Annotated in this window: 21 protein-coding genes and 1 pseudogene; 13 read left to right on the forward strand and 9 right to left on the reverse strand. The window is 64.6% G+C overall.

The window, feature by feature from the left end; genetic code table 11:
- Positions 1-21: 21 nt before the first annotated feature.
- Entirely contained in the window at positions 22-612 is a 591-nt protein-coding gene (locus HB375_RS03015) for a histidine phosphatase family protein (RefSeq protein WP_167671460.1), read from the reverse strand.
- A 153-nt stretch (positions 613-765) separates the two neighbouring features.
- Here HB375_RS03015 and HB375_RS03020 point away from each other — a divergent pair, with 153 nt between their 5' ends.
- Positions 766-1896 carry an anhydro-N-acetylmuramic acid kinase gene (locus HB375_RS03020; protein ID WP_167671461.1) on the forward strand — a complete coding sequence of 377 codons (1131 nt, stop codon included), beginning with the start codon at positions 766-768 and terminating at the stop codon, positions 1894-1896.
- Here HB375_RS03020 and HB375_RS03025 read toward each other — a convergent pair.
- Positions 1893-3443, reverse strand: a complete 1551-nt coding sequence (locus HB375_RS03025) for a helicase HerA domain-containing protein (RefSeq protein ID WP_167671462.1) — start codon at positions 3441-3443, stop codon at positions 1893-1895. The genes HB375_RS03020 and HB375_RS03025 overlap by 4 nt on opposite strands.
- A gap of 233 nt (positions 3444-3676) precedes the next feature.
- Here HB375_RS03025 and HB375_RS03030 point away from each other — a divergent pair, with 233 nt between their 5' ends.
- From HB375_RS03030 to HB375_RS03045, 4 genes are read left to right on the forward strand one after another with little or no spacing between them, the layout of a single operon-like run.
- A complete protein-coding gene (locus tag HB375_RS03030) occupies positions 3677-4342 on the forward strand; it encodes a TetR/AcrR family transcriptional regulator (protein WP_167671463.1) in 666 nt (221 codons plus the stop codon).
- Positions 4339-5319: an HlyD family secretion protein gene (locus HB375_RS03035; RefSeq protein WP_167671464.1), complete on the forward strand. Its 981-nt coding sequence runs from the start codon at positions 4339-4341 to the stop codon at positions 5317-5319. Before HB375_RS03030 ends, HB375_RS03035 begins: the two co-directional genes overlap by 4 nt.
- Entirely contained in the window at positions 5316-6266 is a 951-nt protein-coding gene (locus tag HB375_RS03040) for an ABC transporter ATP-binding protein (RefSeq protein ID WP_167671465.1), read from the forward strand. Before HB375_RS03035 ends, HB375_RS03040 begins: the two co-directional genes overlap by 4 nt.
- The gene (locus HB375_RS03045; protein WP_167671466.1) at positions 6263-7432 is read left to right on the forward strand and encodes an ABC transporter permease; all 1170 of its coding nucleotides are present in this window, start codon (positions 6263-6265) and stop codon (positions 7430-7432) included. The genes HB375_RS03040 and HB375_RS03045 overlap by 4 nt, the downstream gene beginning before the upstream one ends.
- 3 nt (positions 7433-7435) lie before the next feature.
- Here HB375_RS03045 and HB375_RS03050 read toward each other — a convergent pair whose 3' ends face one another.
- Positions 7436-8947, reverse strand: a complete 1512-nt coding sequence (locus HB375_RS03050; RefSeq protein ID WP_425515153.1) for an MDR family MFS transporter — start codon at positions 8945-8947, stop codon at positions 7436-7438.
- A gap of 174 nt (positions 8948-9121) precedes the next feature.
- Between HB375_RS03050 and HB375_RS03055 the strand changes: the two genes are divergently transcribed.
- The 3 genes from HB375_RS03055 (at position 9122) to HB375_RS03065 (ending at position 11650) form a co-directional block, all read left to right on the forward strand.
- The gene (locus tag HB375_RS03055) at positions 9122-10312 is read left to right on the forward strand and encodes a winged helix-turn-helix domain-containing protein (protein WP_167671468.1); all 1191 of its coding nucleotides are present in this window, start codon (positions 9122-9124) and stop codon (positions 10310-10312) included.
- Between the two features lie 73 nt (positions 10313-10385).
- Positions 10386-11111 (forward strand): phosphatase PAP2 family protein, encoded by a 726-nt coding sequence (locus HB375_RS03060; RefSeq protein ID WP_167671469.1) that lies wholly within the window; start codon positions 10386-10388, stop codon positions 11109-11111.
- Entirely contained in the window at positions 11108-11650 is a 543-nt protein-coding gene (locus HB375_RS03065; RefSeq protein WP_167671470.1) for a regulatory protein RecX, read from the forward strand. The genes HB375_RS03060 and HB375_RS03065 overlap by 4 nt, the downstream gene beginning before the upstream one ends.
- Here the strand turns inward: HB375_RS03065 and HB375_RS03070 are convergent.
- Positions 11647-12303, reverse strand: coding sequence for a DUF1345 domain-containing protein (locus tag HB375_RS03070; protein ID WP_167671471.1), 657 nt, complete (start codon positions 12301-12303; stop codon positions 11647-11649). The genes HB375_RS03065 and HB375_RS03070 overlap by 4 nt on opposite strands.
- 133 nt (positions 12304-12436) lie before the next feature.
- Here HB375_RS03070 and HB375_RS03075 point away from each other — a divergent pair, with 133 nt between their 5' ends.
- The 3 genes and pseudogenes from HB375_RS03075 (at position 12437) to HB375_RS03085 (ending at position 15785) form a co-directional block, all read left to right on the forward strand.
- Positions 12437-12859, forward strand: coding sequence for an OsmC family protein (locus HB375_RS03075; protein ID WP_167671472.1), 423 nt, complete (start codon positions 12437-12439; stop codon positions 12857-12859).
- A 38-nt stretch (positions 12860-12897) separates the two neighbouring features.
- Positions 12898-13536, forward strand: a pseudogene (locus tag HB375_RS03080) (UdgX family uracil-DNA binding protein); the annotation flags it as partial.
- Positions 13537-13637: 101 nt separating this feature from the next.
- Complete coding sequence (locus tag HB375_RS03085) at positions 13638-15785, forward strand: PBP1A family penicillin-binding protein (protein ID WP_167671474.1); 2148 nt, start codon at positions 13638-13640, stop codon at positions 15783-15785.
- A 4-nt stretch (positions 15786-15789) separates the two neighbouring features.
- On the opposite strand, the gene HB375_RS03090 is transcribed toward HB375_RS03085, so the two are convergent.
- Together HB375_RS03090 and HB375_RS03095 are read right to left on the reverse strand one after the other, a co-directional pair.
- A complete protein-coding gene (locus HB375_RS03090) occupies positions 15790-16191 on the reverse strand; it encodes a Sec-independent protein translocase family protein (protein WP_246728297.1) in 402 nt (133 codons plus the stop codon).
- An 83-nt stretch (positions 16192-16274) separates the two neighbouring features.
- Positions 16275-16724 carry a hypothetical protein gene (locus HB375_RS03095; protein WP_167671475.1) on the reverse strand — a complete coding sequence of 150 codons (450 nt, stop codon included), beginning with the start codon at positions 16722-16724 and terminating at the stop codon, positions 16275-16277.
- A 188-nt stretch (positions 16725-16912) separates the two neighbouring features.
- On the opposite strand from HB375_RS03095, the gene HB375_RS03100 reads away from it, so the two are divergent.
- Positions 16913-18058, forward strand: coding sequence for a hypothetical protein (locus HB375_RS03100; RefSeq protein WP_167671476.1), 1146 nt, complete (start codon positions 16913-16915; stop codon positions 18056-18058).
- A 28-nt stretch (positions 18059-18086) separates the two neighbouring features.
- On the opposite strand, the gene HB375_RS03105 is transcribed toward HB375_RS03100, so the two are convergent.
- The 3 genes from HB375_RS03105 to HB375_RS03115 all read right to left on the reverse strand — a co-directional run bounded on the left by HB375_RS03105 (position 18087) and on the right by HB375_RS03115 (position 21461).
- Positions 18087-19289, reverse strand: coding sequence for a multidrug effflux MFS transporter (locus tag HB375_RS03105; protein ID WP_167671477.1), 1203 nt, complete (start codon positions 19287-19289; stop codon positions 18087-18089).
- 89 nt (positions 19290-19378) lie between these two features.
- Positions 19379-20122, reverse strand: a complete 744-nt coding sequence (locus tag HB375_RS03110; protein WP_167671478.1) for a M48 family metallopeptidase — start codon at positions 20120-20122, stop codon at positions 19379-19381.
- Between the two features lie 76 nt (positions 20123-20198).
- A complete protein-coding gene (locus HB375_RS03115; RefSeq protein WP_167671736.1) occupies positions 20199-21461 on the reverse strand; it encodes a polyhydroxyalkanoate depolymerase in 1263 nt (420 codons plus the stop codon).
- Between the two features lie 274 nt (positions 21462-21735).
- Between HB375_RS03115 and HB375_RS03120 the strand changes: the two genes are divergently transcribed.
- Positions 21736-23118: an ActS/PrrB/RegB family redox-sensitive histidine kinase gene (locus HB375_RS03120; RefSeq protein WP_167671479.1), complete on the forward strand. Its 1383-nt coding sequence runs from the start codon at positions 21736-21738 to the stop codon at positions 23116-23118.
- The last annotated feature ends 29 nt before the right edge of the window (positions 23119-23147 follow it).

The following is a 23147-nucleotide window of genomic DNA, read 5'->3' on the forward strand; positions in this document are numbered from 1 at the left end:
CTCAGGTGTTTTATCGTTTGTTCAAGCGGCGATGTCGTTGCTGGTCAGCCGCTCGATAGTGCGGTTGTGCAGGCGAAAGACGACGTCCTGCGGCTCTGATTGATGCAGCGCGGCGTCGTGGTCGAGACCTGCATAGACGCCGCGCAAAATCTTGCCGAAGAAGCCGTGCGCGACGGCGATGGTCGGCTGCGTCACGGATTGCAGCCATGCGCTCGCCCGCTTTCGAGCCTCATCGACCGTTTCGCCATCGGGCGAGCGGAAATACCAGTCGTGATCCGTCGCGCCAGTGAGGCGCCCCGGCCAGCGCGCCTCGACTTCGGGGCGGGTCAAGCCGTCCCACGAACCCATCGTGAGTTCGGCCAATTGCGGATCGGTCTCAAGGGACAGCCCCAGCGCCTCGCTGACGAAGCCAGCCGTCTGGCGCGCGCGTCCGAGCGGGCTTGAAACGAGACGTAAGGCGGGCCGTGGCCCGAGCTCACGGAGCAGAATCGAGGCCATCAGAGCGGCCTGATTCCGTCCCTTCTCGGTCAGGGGCGAGTCGAGATGGCCCTGGAGCCTTCCGGCCCGGTTCCATTCGGTTTCGCCATGACGGAGGAAATACAAAGGAGGCATGACGCGTTTTTTAGAACAGGTTGCCGCGCGCTGAAACTGCTTTGCGGTGAGACGAGCCATGCCTTTGTCACATCGACAGCCGCGATCATTGCCATTTGCGGCGGCGGGACGTGACGATATGATCGCCGCCGATTTGTGAACGGGGAGAACGTTGTGACGTCAGTGTGGGCCATTGGATTGATGACGGGAACCGTTCTCGACGGCAATATCGACATCGCCTTGATCAAGACGGATGGGCAGACCATCCAGGAATTCGGTCCCTGGACGCTCGCCCCCTATCCGGCCGGGCTGACGCCTCTGCTGCGCAAGTCCATGGAGCAGGCCCGCGACTGGAATTTTCAGGGGCCGGAGCCCACAATTTTCGCCGAAGCCGAGGATGCGCTGACCCGCGCGCAATCGGCCGCGGTCACGGCCTTTCTCGCGAAGGAGGGCATCAAGCCCTCCGACATCGCGGTCATCGGCTTTCACGGCCAGACCATGCTGCACCGCGCCCCCGATGGCGCGCGCCACGGCCAGACGCGCCAGCTCGGCAACGGCGCCCTCATGGCGAAGCTTGTCGGCACTAGCGTCGCATTCGATTTCCGCACCGCCGACATGGCAGCCGGCGGCCAGGGCGCGCCGCTGGCGGCGAGCTACCACGTCGCGCTGCTGCGCAGCATCGATGCCAAGCCGAATTCGGCGGTGCTCAACCTCGGCGGCGTGAGCAACGTCACGTGGTGGGGCGGCGGCGACACCATGATCGCCTTCGACACCGGCCCGGCCAATGCGCCGCTCAATGACTGGATCCGCCAGCACGGCCTCGGCGACATGGACCGCGACGGCCTGATCGCCTCGCGCGGCACAGTGGACGAGGCGCGTCTCGCCAAGCTTTTGGAACACCCCTATCTCACCGCCGCCTACCCGAAGTCGCTGGATCGTAACGACTTCACCGCCGCGATGGCCGAGGGCCTGAGCCTGGAGGACGGCGCCGCGACGCTTACCGCCTTCACGGCAGGAGCCGTGGGCAAGGCGCTCGATCTCCTGCCGCAGCGCCCGCCGCGTCTCATTCTCAGCGGCGGCGGACGGCGCAACCCGACACTCGTCAAGGAGATCGCCAAGCGCGCCAAGGTCGAGCCGGTGATGTCCGAAGCGGTCGGCTGGCGCGGCGATGCGGTGGAAGCGGAATGCTTCGCCTTCCTCGCGGTACGCGCCCTTCGCGGCATGCCGATCAGCTTCCCGCTGACCACCGGCGTGAAGCAGCCGATCACCGGCGGGCGGCTGGCAATGGTCGATATGGCTGCTTAAGAGCCCAGCGCGAAAAGATCCTGGCCGCCCGGCGCCTGAGGCTCCTCAAAGGCGTTGGGGTCGCCCGGCCCCGTTTCCCAGCCGAGATCGGGCAGGGCGATGATGCGCAGACCCCGCGGGTCGTTGCGCGTCACCACGAAGTTGCGGCTTTCCATGTAGGCCACGAGGCGGCGGGCCCGGCCCGGGGAGCGGCTGCCGCAGGCGCGCGCGATCTCGCCGTCCGGCGGGCAGGGCGCGCCCTCCATCGCCGCGCGGGCGAGGAGCAGATAGACGCCCTGGATGTCCTCTTCCAGATCGGTGGCGAAGGCCACCGCGCGGTCCCATTCCGAGCCTTCGGCGGTGGCCGTGTTCACGCCCGCGCGCGCGACGGCGAGGCGGCGGCGGAAGGCGGGGAGGTTCAAGGGCTCGCCGCTGACGCGGCGGATGCGGCAGCGCACCAGAAAGTCCTGATAGAGCACCGCCACGGTGCGGAACGCCGCCTCCGGGGCGTCCAAAATTTCGCGCAGGATCGCGTCGAGGGCAGCCTCGCGCTCGGCCTTCGTCTCTTCCGTCACCTCGGCCGGTGCCTCCGGCGCGCTGGCCGGGCGGGTGCGGGCGAGCTGCGCCAGCAGGTCGTTGGTGGACGGCGCGGGTGGCGGTGGAGGGGCACGGCGTGGAGCGACGGGCCTTGCGACCATTTCGTCTTCGCCCGCCTTGAAGATCAAGTCGCGGGCATCCTCGGTCGGCTGCTCCGGCAGGGGCAGGAGTTTGAAGCTGCCGCTGCGCGCCGCGGTTTCGACCACGCCGATGCGGATCGGCAGGGGGCGGCGCGACAAAGCGGGGCCGAGGGCCACGAAATGTCCGCGCTCGAGATCGCGGAACATCTCGGCTTGGCGGCGCTCCATGCCCAACAGGTCGGCGGCGCGGGCCATATCGATGTCCAAAAAGGTGCGGCCCATCAGGAAGTTGGAGGCTTCCGCCGCCACGTTCTTGGCGAGCTTCGCCAGACGTTGTGTCGCGATGATGCCCGCAAGGCCGCGCTTACGGCCTCGGCACATGAGATTGGTCATGGCACCCAGCGAGACCTTTCGCGCCTCGTCGGACACCTCACCGGCGGCGGCGGGAGCGAAAAGCTGCGCCTCGTCCACCACCACCAGCATCGGGTACCAGAGGTCACGCTCCGCATCGAAGAGTCCGCCTAGAAAGGCCGCGGCGCAGCGCATCTGCGCCTCGGTGTCGAGGCCTTCCAGGCTCAGCACCACCGAGACCCGGTGCTGCCGCACGCGGGCGGCGATGCGCTGCAAGTCGCCCTCGCTGCGCGCCGCATCCACCACCACATGGCCGAACTTGTCCGCCAGCGTAACGAAATCGCCCTCGGGGTCGATCACCGCCTGCTGCACATAAGGCGCGCTCTGCTCCAGCAGGCGGCGCAGCAGGTGGGACTTGCCGGAGCCGGAATTGCCCTGGACGAGCAGGCGCGTCGCCAGAAGCTCCTCCAGGTCGAGCAGGGCCGGGCCATTGGACGCCGCCCCGGAGGACGCGATCCCCATGTCGATGCCGACCTTCATGCCCGTTCGATTCCCACCTTTGCGTTGCCGATGAAGGTTCTCCCTAGCACGGCAAGGTCAGGAAAGGGGCAGAATCGACCGAGGCTTTCCACAATCTTGGCCGCCCGACGGCTGCGGATTTAGGGTCGCAGGGCCTAAGGGGGAGGGAAATGGTGCTGGCGGCGAGATGCCTCATCCCGCTCACGCTGGCGCTTCCTAAATGACTGGCTAGTCAGTCATGGGAACCAAAAAAGATGCCTCGCGCATCGCCGCTTAAGGTTTCGCGGCGCCCCTCGCGCCGGGCTCCGGCCCGCAGCGAGGAGGACCGGCAGGAGAAGTTCAACCACATCCTTGACGCCGCCCTCGACGTGTTTTCCGAAAAGGGCTTCGCACGCAGCCGCCTGGAGGATGTCGCGGCGCGGGCGGGCATCGCCAAGGGCACGATCTATCTTTACGTGCCGTCGAAGCAGGGGCTTTTTGAAGCGCTGATCCATTCCGGCATCGGCGGCGCGGTCGAGGAGTTGGAGGGGCGCCTCACGTCTCTTGATGGCTCCGCCGAGATGCAGCTGCGTGCGCTGTTTCATTTCTTCCGCACGGAGATTTTGGGAACCCGCCGCCGCAACATCGTGCGGCTCTTGATCGTGGAGGCGGAGCGCATCCCGGCGCTCGCCGATTTCTACTATCGCGAGGTGCTGACGCGGGCGCTTCGCCTGTTGCGCACCATCGCGTGCGATGCGGTGGCGCGCGGCGAGTTCACCTCCGACGAACTCGTGCGCTTCCCGCAATTGATCGTGGCTCCCGGCCTCGTGGCGCTGATCTGGTCCGAGCTTTTTCAGCGCATCGAACCTATCGACATCGAGGCGATGTTCGAGGCGCATCTTTCGCTGCTCATGCGGGCGCTGAAGGAGGATGCGGCATGAATCGGACGATTCTCGCCGTGTTCGCGCTCATCCTTGTGGTCGGAGGCGTGATCGCCTGGGTCATCTGGCGCAGCGAGCAAGGCACCAACTCTTTCCAGGGTTATGTGGAGGGCTACTACGTCTATGCCGCCCCGGAGACGGGCGGACGCATCGAAAACCTGACCGTGGATTCGGGCTCGCAGGTCAAGGCCGGACAATTCGTGTTCCAGATCGAAGGCTCGATGCAGCAGGCGCAGCGCGATCAGGCGGCGGCGCAGCTGCAGCAGGCCCAGTCGCAGCTCACCAATCTCCAGGCCTCCCTGCAACGCCCGGAAGAAATCGCCGTACTGCAGGCGCAGGAACGCTCGGCGCAGGCGCAACTAACCCTGTCCACCAACGAACTGCAGCGTCAGCAGACGCTTTTCGAGCGCGGCATCAGCGCAAAGACGACCTTTGACCAGGCCAAGGCGACGAACGACCGCGACAAGGCGGCGCTCGAAGCCGTGCAGCGCCAGATCAGCGCGGGGCGGATCGCGGCACGCACGGCCGAGATCCAGGCTGCGGAAGCGAATGTGAAAGCGTCGCAGGCCAATCTCGACCAGGCCGAGACGCGCTTGGCGAAGCTGAAGGTTTATGCGCCCGCCGATGGGCAGGTGCAGGATGTCTTTTTCCGGACCGGCGAGGTGGCCAATGCCGGCCAGCCGGTGCTCTCCATCCTGCCGCCGGGCAACCGGCGCATCCGCTTCTACGTGCCGGAGCCGAAGCTCTCGACCATCGCGCTCGGGCAAGTGGTGGGCGTCGCCTGCGACAATTGTCAGAAGGGCCTGACCGCAAAAATCACGTTCATCTCCCACGACGCGGAATTCACGCCCCCGGTGATCTTCAGCCTGGCGGAGCGGGCGAAGTTGGTCTTTCGCGTCGAGGCGACGCCGATTGGCGATTACGTGCTGCCCGTAGGCCAGCCGGTTGACGTGATCCCGTCGGAGAAACGCCCATGACCGCACAAGCCAGCGCAGATCCGGTCTCGGACATCGTCATCGACGTTGAGGGCCTCACCAAATCCTTCGGCGGCCCGCCGGTGGTGAAAAACCTGACCATGCAGGTGCACAAGGGCCTGATCTACGGATTCCTCGGCCCCAACGGCAGCGGCAAGACCACGACCTTGCGGATGCTGTGCGGACTTCTTACGCCCGACAGCGGGCACGGCACGTGCCTCGGCTACGACATCCGCACGCAGACCACCGACATCAAGCGGCATGTGGGCTACATGACGCAGCGCTTCTCGCTCTATGCCGATCTATCGATCCGCGAGAACCTGGAATTCGTGGCCCGAATCTACAACCTCGACCAGCCGCGCAAAGCCGCGCAGGATGCCATCGTGCGGCTTGGCCTGGAAAGGCGCGCGGATCAACTGGCGGGCGATCTCTCGGGCGGGTGGAAGCAGCGTCTCGCGCTCGGCGCATGCATTCTGCCGCAGCCGGAGCTGCTGCTTCTCGACGAGCCGACTGCGGGTGTCGATCCGAAGGCGCGGCGCGATTTCTGGGACGAGATCCATCGCCTCGCGCATGAGGGCCTGACCGTTCTCGTCTCGACCCATTACATGGACGAGGCCGAGCGCTGCCATGAGATCACCTACATCGCCTATGGCGAGATCTTGGCCCATGGCAAGGTCGCCGAGGTCGTCGCTGAGGCGCATCTGTCGACCTACATCGTGACGGGGCCGCAACTCGCGGAGCTCGCGGAGGAGCTGGAAAAGCGCGACGGCGTCGACATGGTCGCGCCCTTCGGCGTCGAGCTTCATGTGAGCGGACGCGACGGGAAAAAGCTCGAAGCGGCGACAGCCGACTTGCGCGCGAAGGGGCCGCAGGTCTGGACGCGCGGCGAGCCGACGCTCGAGGATGTGTTCATCGACCTGATGAGCCGCGTGCCGGATAACAGCGTATGAGCAACGGAAGCGACATCGACCGGCGCACGCGGGGCTTTCGCGCCTCGCTCGCGCGGTTGCGCGCGACCTTCATCAAGGAATTCCTGCAACTGCGCCGCGACCGGCTGACCTTCGCGACGATGCTCTTCATCCCGCTCATGCAGCTTCTGTTGTTCGGCACGGCCATCAACACCAATCCGCGCCACCTCCCGACGGCGGTGTTGATCCAGGACGACAGCTCCTTTGCGCGCTCCTACCTCGCCGCCATGCGCGCCACCGATTATTTCGACATCAGCCTGAATGCGACGAGCGAGGCGGATCTCGACCATCTCATCCGGTCGGGACAGGCGCTCTTCGGCGTGCAGATCCCGGCCCATTTCGGACGCGACCTGATCCGCGGCGACCGGCCCGAGATTTTGGTTATCGCGGATGCCACCGATCCCACGGCGACGGGAAACGCGATCGCGGCGCTCAACAGAATCACGGAGACGGTGTTCTCCCGCGAGCTGACCGGGCCCGCCGCGAACCTCGCGCCCAAGCCGCCGCCTTTCGATCTGCGTGTGCACTTACGCTACAACCCGGGCATCGAGACACGGCTCAATATCGTGCCGGGCTTGATGGGCACGATCCTGACGCTCACGATGCTGATTTTCACCGGCCTGTCGGTCACGCGCGAAATCGAGCGCGGCACCATGGAAAGCCTTTTGTCCATGCCGATCCGCCCGGTCGAGATCATGCTCGGCAAGATCGCGCCCTATCTGGTGGTCGGCGGCTTGCAGATGACGCTGATTTTGGGCGCCGCGTGGCTTCTCTTCGGCGTCCCCATCGAAGGCAGCCTGCCGCTTCTCCTGGCGCTGACGCTCCTGTTCATCCTCGCCAATCTGTCCGTGGGCTACACATTCTCGACTATCGCCAAAAGCCAATTGCAGGCGATGCAGATGTCGTTCTTTTACTTTCTGCCGAACATGCTGTTGTCGGGCTTCCTGTTCCCGTTCAAAGGCATGCCGGGTTGGGCGCAGCATGTGGGCGAGTTTTTGCCCCTGACCCATTATTTGCGCATCGTGCGCGGGATCATGCTGAAAAGCGCAACCTTCGTTGATTTGCAGTTTGACGTGCTGGCGCTCGCCCTCTTCACGCTTGCCGCGATGGCGCTTGCGGTGGCGCGGTTCCGGCAGACGTTGGATTGAACGTCAATCCGCCACGGCCGCTTCCGCCGCCTTGATCGCGCTGCCGCGCAACGGCCGCTCTTCCATGGCGAACAGGAACACGAAGGCGAGGCCGAAGCCGATCACCGCAGCGATGAAGACATAAGCGAAGACATCGGCGAGATTGACGCCGCTTCTTGCGGCGGAGGCGGCGAGCCTTTCGAAGCTCGCGGCGCCTTCGAGATGGGCGCCGCTCAGCACGATGGCGCCGAAGATCGCCACGATCAACGCACCGCCCAGCGAGCGGAAGAAGTTCGCGGTGCCCGTTGCGGTGCCGAGTTCATGCGGCGCGACTGCGTTCTGGATCGCGACCGTGGACACCGGCAACAGCGTGCCGAGGCCGATGCTGATGATCGCCAGCACCGCTTCGATCGCCGCAATTGGCAGGCGATCGCCGAAGGCCGCAAGAACGCCGGTTGCCGCCATGGCAACGATGAGGCCAATGGTTGGCAGGCGCTTGTAGTGCTTCACGCGCGCCATGGTGCGGCCCGAAGCCGTTGCGCCCACGACCGTGCCTGCCATGAGGGGGATGAGCGCCAGGCCGGATTCGCTGGCGCTGAGCCCGCGCACCGCCTCGAAATAGACCGGCAGATAGATGGTGAGGCCGATATAGGTGCCCATGCCGAAGCAGGCCGATAGCGTGCCCATGCGAACCACGGGATTGTGCAGCACGCCCGGCGGAATCAGCGGCTCGGATGCGCTCTTCATGCGCGCGGCAAACAACACCCAGAGCAGGGCTGAGCCTGCGAAAAGGCTCAAGATCGGCGGCGATCCCCACGGATAGCGCAGGCCGCCCCAGCTCAAGGCCAGAAGCAGCGAGACGGTCGCGGCCACGAGCAGCAGCGCGCCCAAAAGATCGAGCCGGTGCGGACGGTCGAAGCGCGGCAGCTTTTTCAGGCCGTGATAGGAGATGAAGAGAGCAATCAGCCCGAGCGGCAGATTGATCCAGAAGATCACCGACCAGTGCAGGTGTTCGGCGAAAAAGCCGCCAAGCACCGGCCCGAGCAGGCTCGAGGTCATGAACACGCTGGCGAAATACACCTGGTACTTGGCACGCTCCTTCGGCGGCACAAGATCGGCCACGATGGTCTGCGACAACGCCATCAGCCCGCCGCCGCCGAGACCCTGCACGCCGCGCGCCAGAATCAGCATGAGCATGGTCGGTGCGAGCGCGCAGGCGATGGAGCCGAGGATGAACACCACAATGCCGATCAGCATGGTGATACGCCGGCCATGGCTGTCGCTGAACTTGCCGTAGAGCGGCGTCACGGCGGTCGCGGTCAGAAGATACACCGTCACCACCCAGGGCAGATGCTCCAGGTCGCCCAGCTCGCGCCCCATGGTTGGCAGCGCGGTCGCGATGATCGTCTGGTCGAGCGCGGCCAACAGCAGCGCCAGCATGATGCCGATGATGATGGTGCGGATTTCGGCTTGGCTGAGCGCCGGCCTCGGCTGCTGCGCCGAGGGCTTGATCGTCGACTGATCCATGATGTCCATCGCGTTACGCGCAGATGGTTTACGGGACAACCGTTATCTTGTCCTGAACAAGCCTGCAGGACAGGCATGCGCGCGGACCCTTTCCTTAAACGCGAGACGAAAATCCGGTTCCGGGACGGCTTGCGGAACGGCCCGACATCGCGCTAGCTGTGTAAGTTCTCGGAATGTTCCTTCATGGCCCGCACCCGTCTTTCTCTCGCCCAGGCCCGCCGCATCGCCCTTGCCGCGCAAGGGTTTGGCGAGAAGCGGCCCGAATCGCCGACCACCCGACATATCACCCGCGCGCTCGACCGCTCGCATCTGTTGCAGATCGATTCGGTCAACGTGCTGGTGCGCGCCCATTACATGCCGCTCTTCTCGCGGCTGGGGGCCTATGAGCGCGATCTGTTGGAGAAGGCCGCCTATCACCCGAAAAAGCGGGCGACCTTCGAATATTGGGGCCACGAAGCGTCGCTGATTCGGCTGGACCTCCAACCCCTCTTCCGCTGGCGCATGGCGCGTGCCGCGAAAGGCGAGGGGATCTATGGCGGCCTTGCGCGGTTCGGCCAGGAAAAGCGCGCCTTCATCGAGGAGGTCCGCCGCGAGATTGCCGAGCGCGGCCCCATCGGGGCGGGCGAACTGACCGGCGGCGGCAAGGGTAAGGGCTCCTGGTGGGGCTGGAGCGACGGCAAGCGGGCGCTCGAGTGGCTCTTTTGGGCAGGCGAGGTCACCACCGCCACGCGGCGCGGCTTCGAGCGGCTTTATGATCTGCCGGAGCGGGTCATCCCCGCCGACATCCTCAACGCACCGACGCCTCCGGAAGCAGAGGCGCAGCGCGAGTTGCTCAAGCTTTCGATCCAGGCCCTCGGCATCGCCAGCGAGCGCTGCCTGCGCGATTATTTCCGCATCGGCCCGACCGACGCCAAGGCGCGCATTCCCGAACTGGTCGAAGCCGGCGACCTGCTGCCCGTTACGGTGGAGGGCTGGAACGGCCCGGTCTATCTCGATCCTTCGGCCCGCATGCCCCGCCGCGTCGACGCCCGCGCACTGGTCTCGCCTTTCGATCCCATCGTCTGGGAGCGCACGCGCACTGAGCGACTGTTCGACTTCCACTACCGGATCGAGATTTACACCCCCGCCGAGAAGCGCGAATATGGCTATTACTGTCTACCCTTCCTGCTCGGCGAGGACATTGTGGCCCGTCTCGACCTAAAGGCGGATCGCGCGGCGGGACGCCTGATCGTTCACTCGATCCATCCCGAACACCATGCCGCGCCGGATGCCATTGCGCCCGCGCTCGGCGAGGAGCTTCGCCTGATGGCCGACTGGCTCGGCCTCAGCGATATCGCCGCGCCGAAGGCCTGGCGGGGACGGTTGGGGGTTTGAGAGGTCTAGGGTGCTGCTGGCCGGTACCGACAGCCCTCGCCACCTCGCGCCTCCAGCCCTATTGTTCCTTCCGATGATTCCTTTTCTCGCCCCCGCCAACCGCCTCTGGCTGCGCCTGCGTCTCAATGAAATCGGTCCCCTGATCTCGCTGGTCGGGTTCGGACTGTTCGCCTGGGCCTTCGCCGCCATCGCCGACGAGGTGCGCGAGGGCAGTACGCGTGCCTTCGACAGCGCGCTGCTGCTTGCCCTGCGCGACCCCCAAAACCCCGCCGATCCGCTGGGGCCGCGCTGGCTGGAGGAGGCGGCGCGCGACATTACGGGGCTCGGCGGCCGTGCGGTGCTGACCATCGTCACGGTCGCGACGGTGATTTATCTGCTGATGGCGAAGAAGCGTGGCGCGGCGCTGGTGGTGATCGGCGCGGTTTTAGGAGGAACACTCCTGTCCACCCTGCTCAAACTCGGCTTCGACCGGCCGCGCCCGGATCTCGTGCCGCATGCGGCGTGGGTCTATTCGCCGAGCTTTCCCAGCGGCCATGCGACGCTGTCCGCCGTGACTTATCTGACCCTCGGCGCGCTGCTCGCCCGCGTGGAAGAAAGCCGCTCGATCAAGCTTTTCATCATGGGCCTCGCGGTGGCCGTCACGCTGCTGGTTGGCATCACCCGCGTCTATCTCGGCGTTCATTGGCCAAGCGACGTGCTGGCCGGCTGGTCCGTCGGCGCGGCATGGGCCTGTCTGTGCTGGTTCGTGGCGCTGCAATTGCAGCGCAGCGGGCAGGTGGAGAACGGTCGCGACGCATGACGGATGACGCCGCGCCCTCGCGAAAAATTCCGCGACAGGTTTCGCCTGCCTATCTGCAACGGGCGGCGCTCGCCTATCTCGAACGCTATGCCTCGTCGACCGAGAACCTGCGCCGCGTGCTCCGCCGCAAGGTCGAGAAGCGCTGCCGTCTCCGCGGCGAGGACGCGGCCGACTACGGCGAGATGATCGAAGAGGTCGTGGCGAAAAGCCTGCGCATCGGCCTCATCGACGACACGCGCTATACGGAAGCGCGCGTCGCAACCTTGCGCCGCCGCGGCGGCTCGGCCCGCGCGATTCAGGCAAAGCTTTCCGCCAAAGGAGTCGACCGAAAAACCATTGCAGCAGCGCTCGACGGCGAGGATGGCAGCGAGGAGGAAGCCGCCCGCGCCTTCGCCCGCCGCCGCAAGCTTGGGCCCTTCCGTCCCGGCGAGCGCGCGCCTTATCGCGACAAGGACCTTGCAGCGCTTGCGCGCGCGGGCTTCGCCTTCGATGTCGCGCGCCGTATCGTCGATGCGGAGCTTGAAGCGTTGGAAGTTTAAAGCAGCCCCGCGCCGACGTTCACCGCGAGCGCCAGAATCGTCGTGTTGAACAAGAACGCAAGGATCGAGTGGGCGAGCGCCAGCCGCCGCATGCGCTTCGTCACGATCATGACATCCGAGGTCTGCGCCGCGGCGCCGAGATTGACCGCGAAATACATGAAGTCCCAGTAATCCGGTTTGGAATGGTGCGGAAAGTTCAGGCCCTGCCGCTCACCCGCATCGCCGTAGTATTCGTGCGCGTAGTGAATGGCGAAGATCGTGTGCATGAAAAACCACGAGCACAGGATGGTGAAAGCCGCGACCGCGAGGCGAAAGGCCTGCCAGCCCGACTTGTCGTCATGGATGCCGTAAAGCTCCACCATGATCGCGACGAGGCTGGCGATGGCCGCCGTCATGGTCAGGATAAGAACGACCACTGCGCCTTCGTCCTCGATGCTCGCCCGCTTCTGCATTTTTCCGATGGAGGAATGCGCCGCCATGGACGCGGCAAGGACGAGATAGATAACGATGCCCGCATCCCACGCGATAAGGACGCGCGTGCTCGTCAGAAGCATTTGCGGCAGCGCCGCAAAAACCATCAGAGCCGCGATTGTGGATCCAAGGAGCCGCGGGCGCACATAAGCCTGAAGGCGTATTTTGGTCAGTTCATCCATGTCAAACGATCCGCGGGCTTGCCCCAAACATGTCGCGTCCTGCATCCGCGCCAAGCGCGTTTCCAGTGTCGCGCTCTGGTGCCATGGGCAGAGTGTCCTACATCATGGGGCGCAACCGTTAAGGAGAACCCTCATGAACCGCAAGGCGAAGGCCGCCTGGCAGGGCACCGGTAAGGATGGTGCTGGCCATCTCACCACCGATTCCGGCGTGCTGTCGGCGACGCCCTATTCGTTCAAGACCCGCTTCGAGAACGAGAAGGGCACGAACCCGGAAGAGCTGATCGCGGCGGCCCATGCAGGGTGTTTCACCATGGCCTTGGCCTTCCAGCTCCAGACGGCGGGCTTCACCCCGACGGAACTGTCGACCGAGGCGGTCGTGACCCTCGAACCGGAAGGCGCGGGCTTCAAGATTTCGAAATCGGCCCTGACGCTCGCCGCCAAAGTGCCTGGCATCGACAGCGCGAAATTCGAGGAGCTGGCCCGCGCGGCGGAAAAGAACTGCCCGGTCTCGAAGGTGCTCAACGCCGAGATCACGATGAATTTCACCCTCGCCTAGTGGCGATGCCCCGAAAAGCCCCGGACGCACCGTGGGATGAGGAGCCAAAGGATCTTGCGGCCCTCAACGCCGCCATCGACGAGGCCGGGCCGTTCGTGTCCGGCGGCACGCGGGCGGTGTTCGGCGAAGGGCCGGATCATGCGGCGCTTGTCTTCGTCGGCGAACAGCCGGGCGATCAGGAGGACATCCAGGGCAGGCCCTTCGTGGGACCGGCGGGCCGGATCTTGAGCGAGGCGATGGAGGAGGCGGGGCTCTCGCGGAAAAAGGCCTATGTCACCAACGCGGTGAAGCACTTCAAATTCGAGCAGCGCGGGAAGCGGCGGCTTCACGCGAGGCCGAGCGCCGGCGAGGTGAGGCGTTACCGCCCCTTCCTCATGAAGGAGATCGATCTGGTGCACCCGAAGCTCGTCGTGGCCCTGGGTGCCACGGCGGCCCAGGCCCTCGCCGGGCGGCCCGTCGCCGTTTCGCGCGCCCGGGGCGAGACGCGGTTCGGCCCTTACGAGGGCTATGTCACCGTGCACCCGTCCTACTTGCTGCGCGTGCCCGACGAGGCGGCGAAGCGGGCGGCCTATGAGGCCTTTGTCGCCGATCTGCGGCGTATCCGCACTCTTCTGGAGGCGTCTCCCGATGCGGAAAAGCCACCCTCCATGGGGAAAAGCAAACCACCTGCAAAATAGCTGGCGTTACGGCTTAACTGCCCCTTAAACCGCCACAATTACGTTGCTGTGGACATGGCAAAGGCCGGACTCTACCGGCTTAATCTTATGGGGTTTTTCGAGTGGCGAACGGACGCGACCGGCGCGAGCCGGTCTTTGACGCGCCCGCAGACGATGCGGGAGGCATGGATTTCCACCTCTCGCCGGAGGATCGGGCTGGAGGGTCCATGCCGCGCCGCCGCCGCAATGACGATGACGACGGCGATAAGCCGGCCCGCAAGCCGCGCACCAAGAAGGCGAAGCGCAAGCGCGGTCGGGGATCTGGCCGCTCGCTAATTGGAAAGCTGTTTTATGCCGGCGTGGTGCTCTGCCTCTGGGGCATTATCGCGGTCGGTGGCGTGGTGGCCTATTACGCCGCGCAATTGCCGCCCATCGACCAGCTCACGGTGCCCAAGCGCCCGCCGAATATCGCCATTCTCGCAAGCGACGGTACGCTCATCGCCAACCGCGGCGAGACGGGCGGACGCACGGTTTCGATCAAGGAATTGCCGCCTTATCTGCCAAAGGCCTTCGTTGCCATCGAGGACCGGCGCTTTTATGACCATTATGGCATCGACCCGGTCGGCATCGCCCGCGCGGTCGTCCGCAACATTATGCGGCGCGGCGGCGGCATGCAGGGCGGCTCGACCCTCACCCAGCAGCTCGCCAAGAACCTGTTTCTGACGCAGGAACGCACTGCCTCGCGCAAGATTCAGGAAGCGATTTTGGCGCTCTGGCTCGAGCGCAACTACACCAAGGACCAGATCCTCGAACTCTACCTGAACCGGGTCTATTTCGGCGCGGGCGCTTATGGCGTCGAAGCGGCGGCGCAGCGCTACTACGGCAAGTCCGCGCGCGCCGTGTCGCTGTCGGAGGCCGCGGTGCTCGCGGGTCTCGTGCAGGCGCCCTCGCGCCTCGCGCCCAATCGCAACCGCGAGGCGGCGCAGTCGCGCGCCGAACTCGTGATCGCGGCCATGAACGAACTCGGGTTCATTACGCCGGGCATGACCAAGACGGCGCTCGGCGCGCCGGCCCAGCCCGTGAGGCCGCAGGGCGCGGGTTCGGTCAACTACGCTGCCGATTACGTGATGGACGTGCTCGACGATTTCGTCGGCACCATCGAATCCGACATCGTGGTGCAAACCACCATCGACCCCTCCTTGCAGAATGCCGCTGAGCGTTCGCTGGTGGATGAACTCAACGCCAAGGGCCAGAAATTCAACGTGAGCCAGGGTGCGTTCGTGGCACTGCAGCCGGACGGCGCAGTGCGCGCGCTCGTCGGCGGCCGCAATTACGAGACGAGCCAGTTCAACCGCGCGACCGCGGCGCGCCGCCAGCCGGGTTCGTCCTTCAAGCCGTTCGTCTATCTCACCGCCGTCGAGCGCGGGTTGACGCCCGACACGGTGCGCGAAGATTCGCCCGTCAACTACAAGGGCTGGACGCCGGAGAACTATGACCGCGGTTATCGCGGCCCCCTCACCTTGCGCGACGCGTTGGCATTGTCGCTCAACACCATCGCGGTCAAACTCAACCTCGAAGTCGGTCCGAAGGCGGTGGTGCAGACGGCGCAGCGCCTCGGCATCACCTCGCCGCTTCAGGCCAATCCGTCGCTCGCGCTCGGCACCTCCGAGGTGACGCCGCTCGAACTCGTCTCGGCCTACGCGGCCTTCGCCAATGGCGGTAACGGCGTCATTCCTTACGTCATCGATCAGGTGAAGGGCACGGACGGCAAGGTCGTTTACAGACGCCCGCAGGGCGGCGGCTTGGGCCGCGTCATCGAGCCCGGCGCGGTCGCGATGATGAACGAGATGATGCACAACACCTTCGTCATCGGCACCGCGCAGAAGGCGCAGATCCCTGGCTGGACCATGGCCGGCAAGACCGGCACGACGCAGGACTACAAGGATGCCTGGTTCGTTGGATTTACCGGCAATCTGGTGGCGGGCGTCTGGCTCGGCAACGACGACGGCACGCTGACCAAGCGCGTGACCGGCGGCAACCTGCCGACGGAAGTCTGGCACACCTTCATGAAGACCGCGCTCAAGGACAAGCAGCCCGTGCCGCTCCCTGGTAGCGAACGCTTCATGCCGGGATCGCCGGACTCGCCGCTCGCCTCGATCTTCGGAGGCTCCGGCACCACGACGCCACAGATGCGCGAAACAGGCTGGGTCCCTCCCGCGCAGCAGCGGCGGAGCCAGAAGAACTTTTTGGAGCGCCTCTTCGGGCTCTAACTGCTCAAGCCGCCCGCGCCGCGTGCACCGAAAGATCGACTCCGAGCGCCGCCGCCGCACGCTGATTGCGCTCGGGCGTGTCGGTGAGGCGGAAACCCTTCTCGAGCAGCCGGTTCGTGTATTGCTTGTTGTAGAGGAAGCTCACAACGATCTGCCACAGGCCGAAAGTGACGACGCTTAACACCAAGTGCAGGACCGCGACGACGAGTTCGCCACGGATCAGTGGCACCCAGAATCCGAAATAAAGATAGGTCCACGAGAAGCCGTAAAAGCCCTGCTTGAGCTGGCCGGTCACCGGACTTTTCAACATGACGCGCTTCGCGCCGACGCCGCACAGCTTCAGGATGACGGGCAGGCCGAACGCGATCAGGATGATGATCCAATGCCAGATTGATGCTCCGCCCATTTTAGCCCCTCGTCAAAAGACAATTGTCCGGCACCGCATGCCATATGGCCGGGGCGTTACACAATGGCCGGAAACCCGAAGCGTCAGTTCTCCGCCCATCCCTGAAATACGAAGAGCCGCGCGAGCATGACATAGACGAAGGCCATGCTTATGCCGGCGACGAGGCCGGTCGCTCCAAGACAGGCTACCATGATTGCGAAGGTGGACAGCTTCGGCTCCAGTCTGTCGCCGAGAAGATTGATCGTCCCCGTCGCCGCCGTGGTGAGGCCAAGACCGATGAGCGGGAAAGCGACTCCAAGCGCTGCCCCGGCGGCGACATAAGGCATCGAGTCGCGGCCCGCGCGGCGCGCAATGAGCGGAAACGCGACGAGCGTCATGAGAACACCCCACATCATCAGCTCCGGCCAGTTGGTGAAAAGAATCCCGAGGCCAATCGCCGGGATCAGAATGCCGAAGCCGAGCGTGCTCACGGCGATGATCGCAAACATGAAAATTGGCACGAGCGCAGTACCGAGAAGAAGCGCGCGACGCATGAATGAGCTCCAATGTGAATGATACGTTATCCGTATAGAAGCGAGATCTCCATGTTGGCGCTGTCAGATTCGCTTAAACCCGCCGCGCGGAAGTCGTTCGCGTTATGGCTCGTCCACTCGCGTCTGTCGTCGATAATGTGATAGTGTATCCGAATAGCCGACGGATTTTTCTGCCAAGGGTCGATAGCATGCGAGTCTCTTTCTGGAGCCTTTTCGTTCTCCTTGGCGCATGTCCGGCTTTTGCCGAATGCCGGAATGACGCATTGGCCGCCCGCGGCAGAATCGAAATGTCGGGCCCTTACCGCTACGAACGGGAAGTCTGGAATGAGAATTTCAGGCGCCGCGAATGCGGTGCCGTCGATCCCGGCCGCGCCGAACACGAATATCCGTGCGCGTCCGAGACCGGCCGGCAGGCTGAAAGAATCGTCATAGGTCGCGATGTTTGGAAGAATGACCGACTTGGCTGGCTCCTCTCAAGAACAATCTTGCCTTCCGTATCCAACACATCTTCGGATGAAGACATCAGCTGCCTCGGTACCGTGACCGAGGGGGAGCGTACGTTGGAGCGGTATCGTTTCACGACAGAAGGAACGCGCCGCTCGACCGAAACGCTTTTCGTCGATTCATCCAGCGGATTGCCCGTTCGGAGGGAGCGAGGCGGGAGCATCAACAGCATCTCGACCTATACCTACGATCTCTCGATCCGCATTGAAGCCCCGGTCGTTGATCTCGAAAAAAGACGCCTTAACGCCATCGCTCACCTCGAGGCGGCGGTGAGCACATCCGATCCGGTGTGCCGTGCGAATTTTTTAGATGCTGTCGAGCGGGGACGCAAAATCCCGTTTCGATTCTCAATCCAGACTTTCACCACGCATGATGGCGGCACTAACGGAGTCTTCACACCACCCTTTTCCTTCGTCGTTCGACAGTACATTATTGGCGATGCCATTCCCGAGAGAACCTCCAGCTACACCGCCGAAGACCCCTGGGCCGAAGCGGGGTATGACGAGGCGAAGGTCTATCGTGACCTCAAGTTCTTCCGATATGCGTTGATGCCGCTTCCGAACGAGGTTGGCGCAACACACTGCCTCGGCAGGGTTTCATACGAAGGACAAGCATACGATGCGATCGAATATGATTCGTATGCGGAGAGAAAAATTGCGTATGGGGAAGAAAAAACCGAGAAGCAGTTACTTGGAACCCAACGAATGTTGATCGATCCTGACAAGCGAGTACCGATACGGGTTCAGGTGCGCCGAAGCTGGTGGCACGGCCCTTCACCGCAGGAATTTGTCGATGTCCAAAAACGGAATTACGAACCGCCCACGCCGTAAACCGTTGAGATGTGGGGCACCCTTTCATTCATCGTGACAAAGGTTCGATAGCGCGCGCCCGCGTCGTCGTCGCGAACAGCGTGAGCGCCGCCACGCCCGTTCCCGCGATGGTCAGCGGAAGGGGCAGTGGAGACGCGTCGAGGTTCTGACCGAGGACGATGCCGAGGATCGCGGCGGTGGTCATCTGGCAGATGCCGAGAAGCGAGGAGGCCGCGCCGGCCCGGTCCGGAAACGGCATGAGGGCTGAGGCCATGGATTGCGGCATGGTCAGGCCGACGCCGAAGGCGTAGATCGCCATCGGTCCGGTGATGGCGAAGGACGACGGGACGCCAGCGGCGACGAGCACAGCCATCATCACGCCGCCGAGCGCGAGGCTGGTGGTTCCGATTTTGATCGTTCCATCGAGGCCGCGCCGCCCCACGATACGCTGCGCGAGCGAGGTCCCGGCGACATACCCCACCACCATGAAGGCGAAGGAAAAAGCGTAAGGAAGCTGGCCGAGACCATAAAGGCCCTGGAGCACGAAGGACGAGCCTGAGATGAAGGCGAAAAGCCCGCCATAGGTCAGCGTCGACAGGAGCACATAGACCCGGTAGCCGCGATGCTTGAGGAGCGCGCGGAACCCTTCGAGGATTGTAAGGAACGACACCGGCCGGTCGGATTTCTGGCGGATCGGTTCGGCGAGGCGAAGGGCAACCGCTGCCGCGAGCGCCGCGCCGCTCAACACCGTGATGACGAAGTTCATCCGCCAGCCGCCGGCCTGCGCGACAAGCCCGCCCACTACCGGGGCGACCGCGGGGACGACGCCCATGATCGATCCCATGCGGGAAAGTTCTCTGCCGGCGCGCGTGCCGTCATAGAGGTCCCGCACGATGGCGCGGGCCAGCACGACCGGGCCGGAGGCACCGAAGGCCTGCACGAAGCGCGCCACGGTCAGGGCTTCGATGGTGGGTGACAGCGCGCAGACGATGCTGGCGACCGTGAAAAGCCCGAGGCCGAACAGCAGCACGGGTTTTCGCCCGACTCGGTCGGACGCTGGGCCATAGACGAACTGCCCCGCCGCGAAGCCGAGGAGGAAGGTCGACAAGGTGAGCTGCGTCTGGCTCGTCGTGGCCCGTAGCTCCGCCGCGATCACCGGCAGGGACGGTAGATACATATCCGTCGACAGCGGACCCATCGCGGTCAGCAGCGCCAGGAGGATGGTGAGGGCCAGAGTGTCGGGCTTGAGCATGGGATAGCAGAACGATGCGGGATTTTCGGCCTAGGCCGAAAATGCGCGGTTGTCACCCGCTCCCCATGCTTTCGAGGGTGGAAAGGGCCTCACCCGAAGCGGTGAAGTGCGCTGCCGTAGGCCTTGAGCCAGGCTTCCGCGTCGTCCGTGCGGGGGCAGAGCTGGTAGGTCAGCTTCCAGAACTTCTGGGAGTGGTTGAGTTCGCGCAGGTGCGCCACTTCGTGGGCGGCGAGATAGTCGAGCACGAAGGGCGGGGCCATGATGAGGCGCCAGGAAAAGTTCAGCGCCCCTTGGGCCGAGCAGGATCCCCAGCGGCTCTTGGTGTCGCGCACGGTGATGCGCCGCGCCGGCACGCCAAGCGCAGCGGTGTGGCGCTTCACGGCCTCGGCGAAATCGCGGCGCGCTTCCGCTTGCAGAAAGTCCTGCACGCGGCGGGTGACATGGGCCGGATCGCCCGTGACCGCGATGATGGGCTCGCCCCCGGCGCCCGTGGTCGCTCGGGTGACGCCGCGAAGCCCCGACCAGTGCACGACCTTGTGCGGCACGCCGCGTAAGGGCACGAGCGACCCTGGCTCGAAGGGCACGCGCTTGGGCACCTTCGCGAGGCGTGTCGCGATCCAGCTGCCGTGACTGTCGGCGAAGCGCTGGGCGAGGCCGATATCCGTGCGTTCGGGAATGGTCAGCACCACCTCGCCGGTGGCGTTGGAGACGCGCAGCGTAATGCGCTTGGCCGTGGGGCGGCGCTTGAGCGCCACCTGAAAGGCCCGGCCCTGGTGCAAAACCTTGAGATGAGGAGGGTCCGCAGGAACGCGGCGGAACAGTGCAGCTCTCATGTCTGCAATCTGCCCCGCTAGAGGCTCTTTGTCAGCGCAGCCGTTTGCCGCTGCCAAGAATGGCTCTTCGGAGGGATTACGATCTTGACGGCTTCTTTCGGGCCGGCTCGGGCGCGTGGAACTGAATGAATTCAACGATTCGAGGAGCGATTTCAGCCCTGAACCGAGAGCCGTTGAATACGCCATAATGGCCGACCCCCGCCTGCAAGTGGTAAAGCTTTTTATCCGAGGGCAAGTTCGGCGTGAGATCGAGCGCCGCCTTGGTCTGGCCGACGCCGGAAATGTCGTCCCGCTCGCCCTCGATCGCCATGATCGCGCAACGGCGGATCGCCATGAGATCCACCGGCTGGTCCCGGTGCATCATCTCGCCCTTCGGCAGTTCGTGCCGCACGAAAACCTTGTCCACCGTCTGGAGATAGAACTCGGCGGTCAGGTCCATGACGGCCATGTATTCGTCATAGAAGTTTTGGTGCTTCTCGGCGGAATCGCCGTCGCCGTCCACGAGGTGGTTGAACATCTCCCAATGGGCGCTCACGTGCCGGTCGAGGTTCATGGCCATGAAGCCGGAGAGCTGCAGGAAGCCCGGATAGACGCTGCGCCAGAAGCCCGGATGGGCCGGGGGCACCTTGGAGATGCAGTGCTGGCGGAACCACTCGATTCCGCGCTCCTCGGCCAGCTGGTTGACCGCGGTCGGCGAGCGGCGGGTGTCGATGGGGCCGCCCATGAGGATCATGGAACGCGGCGTGGCGGGATCGTTCTCAGCCTCCATGCGGGCGATGGCGGCCATCACCGGCACCGCCGGTTGGCAAACGGCCATCACGTGCAGGTCCGGCCCGAAGGACTGGAACATCGCCATCATGTAGTCGATGTAATCGTCGAGGTCGAAGGAGCCTTCCGCCAGCGGCACCATGCGGGCATCGGCCCAGTCGGTGATCATGACCTGATGGGTGGGCAGGAAGGTCTCGACCGTGCCGCGGAGCAGCGTGGCGTAGTGGCCCGACATGGGGGCCACGATCAAAAGCTTCGGCTGCGCCTTGGCTTTGGCATGGTCCCGGTCGAAGGCAATGACATCGCAGAAGGGGCGCTCCCACACGATCCGCTCGGTCACCGCGACGGTCTCGCCGTCGATCACGGTGGAGGCGAGGCCGAATTCCGGCTTGCCGTAGCGCCGCGTCGTGCGCTCAAACAGCTCACAGGCCGCAGTCACGGTGCGCCCGTACGGCGTGTTGGTAAGCGGGTTGCCCGGGCTTTCGAATAAAATCTTAGTGACATCGGTGGCCGCGCGGGCCGGGCCCAAAAGCCAATGCGCGGTTTCGTACCAGTAATACGACAGGTTCATCGCTATCCCCACCGGCCCGGTCACCTGTTCTCCTCGCAAGCGGGGGTCGGTTTATCCTTGGCCGTGGCCTAAAAATGGAATTTTCTGCCCCCAAATGCAATGCCGTTAAGGTCGCAGCGGCCACAAATGTCCGTGATTCAAGGGCCTCCCTCGAAAGGATGATCCTGAAGGGAGGCCGCAGAAAAGCTCGGCGGCAGGCATGTGCCTTTATCCCAACGTCTTCTCCAAAAAGTCTTTCTTGGCGAATCGCCGCCCGGCCCTATCCTTTTGAGCGATGGTTGAGATCGAATCGACCCGCCTGGCGCATGACGCCCGGCACCTGCGTCTCGATACGCTGGTCCGGTTGCGGTGGATTGCGATTGCGGGTCAGTCGATCGCGGTCACGGTGGTGCGCTTCGGGCTTGGCTTTTCGCTGCCCTTCGGGATGTGCTTCATGGTCATCGCCGCCTCGATCTGGGTGAATTTGATCCTGCGCATCCGCTTTCCGGCGAGCCACCGGCTCAGCGACAATGCGGCGACCGCGCTCCTGGCCTTCGATGTCGTGCAGCTGGCGGCCCTGCTCTACCTGACGGGTGGCCTTACCAACCCCTTTTCGCTGATGTTTCTGGTGCCCGTGCTGATCTCGGCGACGTCGCTGACGCCGGAGCGGACGCTGGGCCTCGGCCTGCTCGCGGTCGGCATGGCGACCTTGCTCGTGCTCACGCACAGGCCCCTGCCCTGGTTTGCGGGCCAGGCCATCAACATCCCGTTCCTCTATGTGACGGGGATCTGGACAGCGATCCTTCTCGGCACGGCGTTTACCGGCATCTATGCCTGGCGGGTGGCTGAGGAGGCGCGCCAGCTGGCCCAGGCCCTTTCCGCGACCGAACTGGTGCTCGCCCGCGAGCAGCATCTGTCCCAGCTCGACGGGCTCGCGGCTGCTGCTGCCCACGAGCTTGGCACGCCGCTTGCCACCATCGCCCTTGTGGCGAAGGAGCTGAACCACGCCGTTCCTCCCGACGATCCGATTGCCGAGGACCTGAAGCTTTTGCGCGAACAGGTGGAGCGCTGCCGCACGATCCTCACCAAGTTGACGTCCATGGACCAGGATCAGGGCGGGTTCCTGGAAACCGTCGTGCTCAGCCAGCTGGTGGAGGAGATCGTCGCGCCCCATCGCCCGCTTGGCCTCAATGTGGAGGTTGTCTGCCACGGCGAGGGGCCTGAGCCGGTGACCCGCCGCAATCCCGGCGTGATCTATGGCCTGTCCAACATTCTCGACAACGCCGCCGACTTCGCGGTGAGCCGGGTCACGATGGAGGCGACGTGGTCGTCCCACAGCGTCGCCATCGAGATCCGCGACGACGGGCCGGGCTATGCGCCCGATATCCTGCTGCGCGTGGGCGAGCCCTATGTGACGACCCGCGGCGCGGCGAAGGGGGCCGAGAGCGAGGAAAGCGCAGCTTCGGGCTTAGGGCTTGGCCTCTTCATTGCCAAAACCCTGCTCGAACGCTCGGGCGCGCAGCTGATCCTCACCAATGCCGCCCCGCCGGCCTCGGGGGCCATCGCGCGGATCGTTTGGCCGCGTCATGCGTTTGACCAGGGTGCGGCAATTGCGCCGCAGGTTGTGTCCGAGGCGGCACTCAAAGATCCGGGGAAGAATTCCCATATCCACGGGTGAATCGCTCGGTCTGACTTTTGCGTAGGAGT

The organism is Microvirga terricola, from assembly GCF_011777495.1.
Classification (GTDB): domain Bacteria; phylum Pseudomonadota; class Alphaproteobacteria; order Rhizobiales; family Beijerinckiaceae; genus Microvirga; species Microvirga terricola.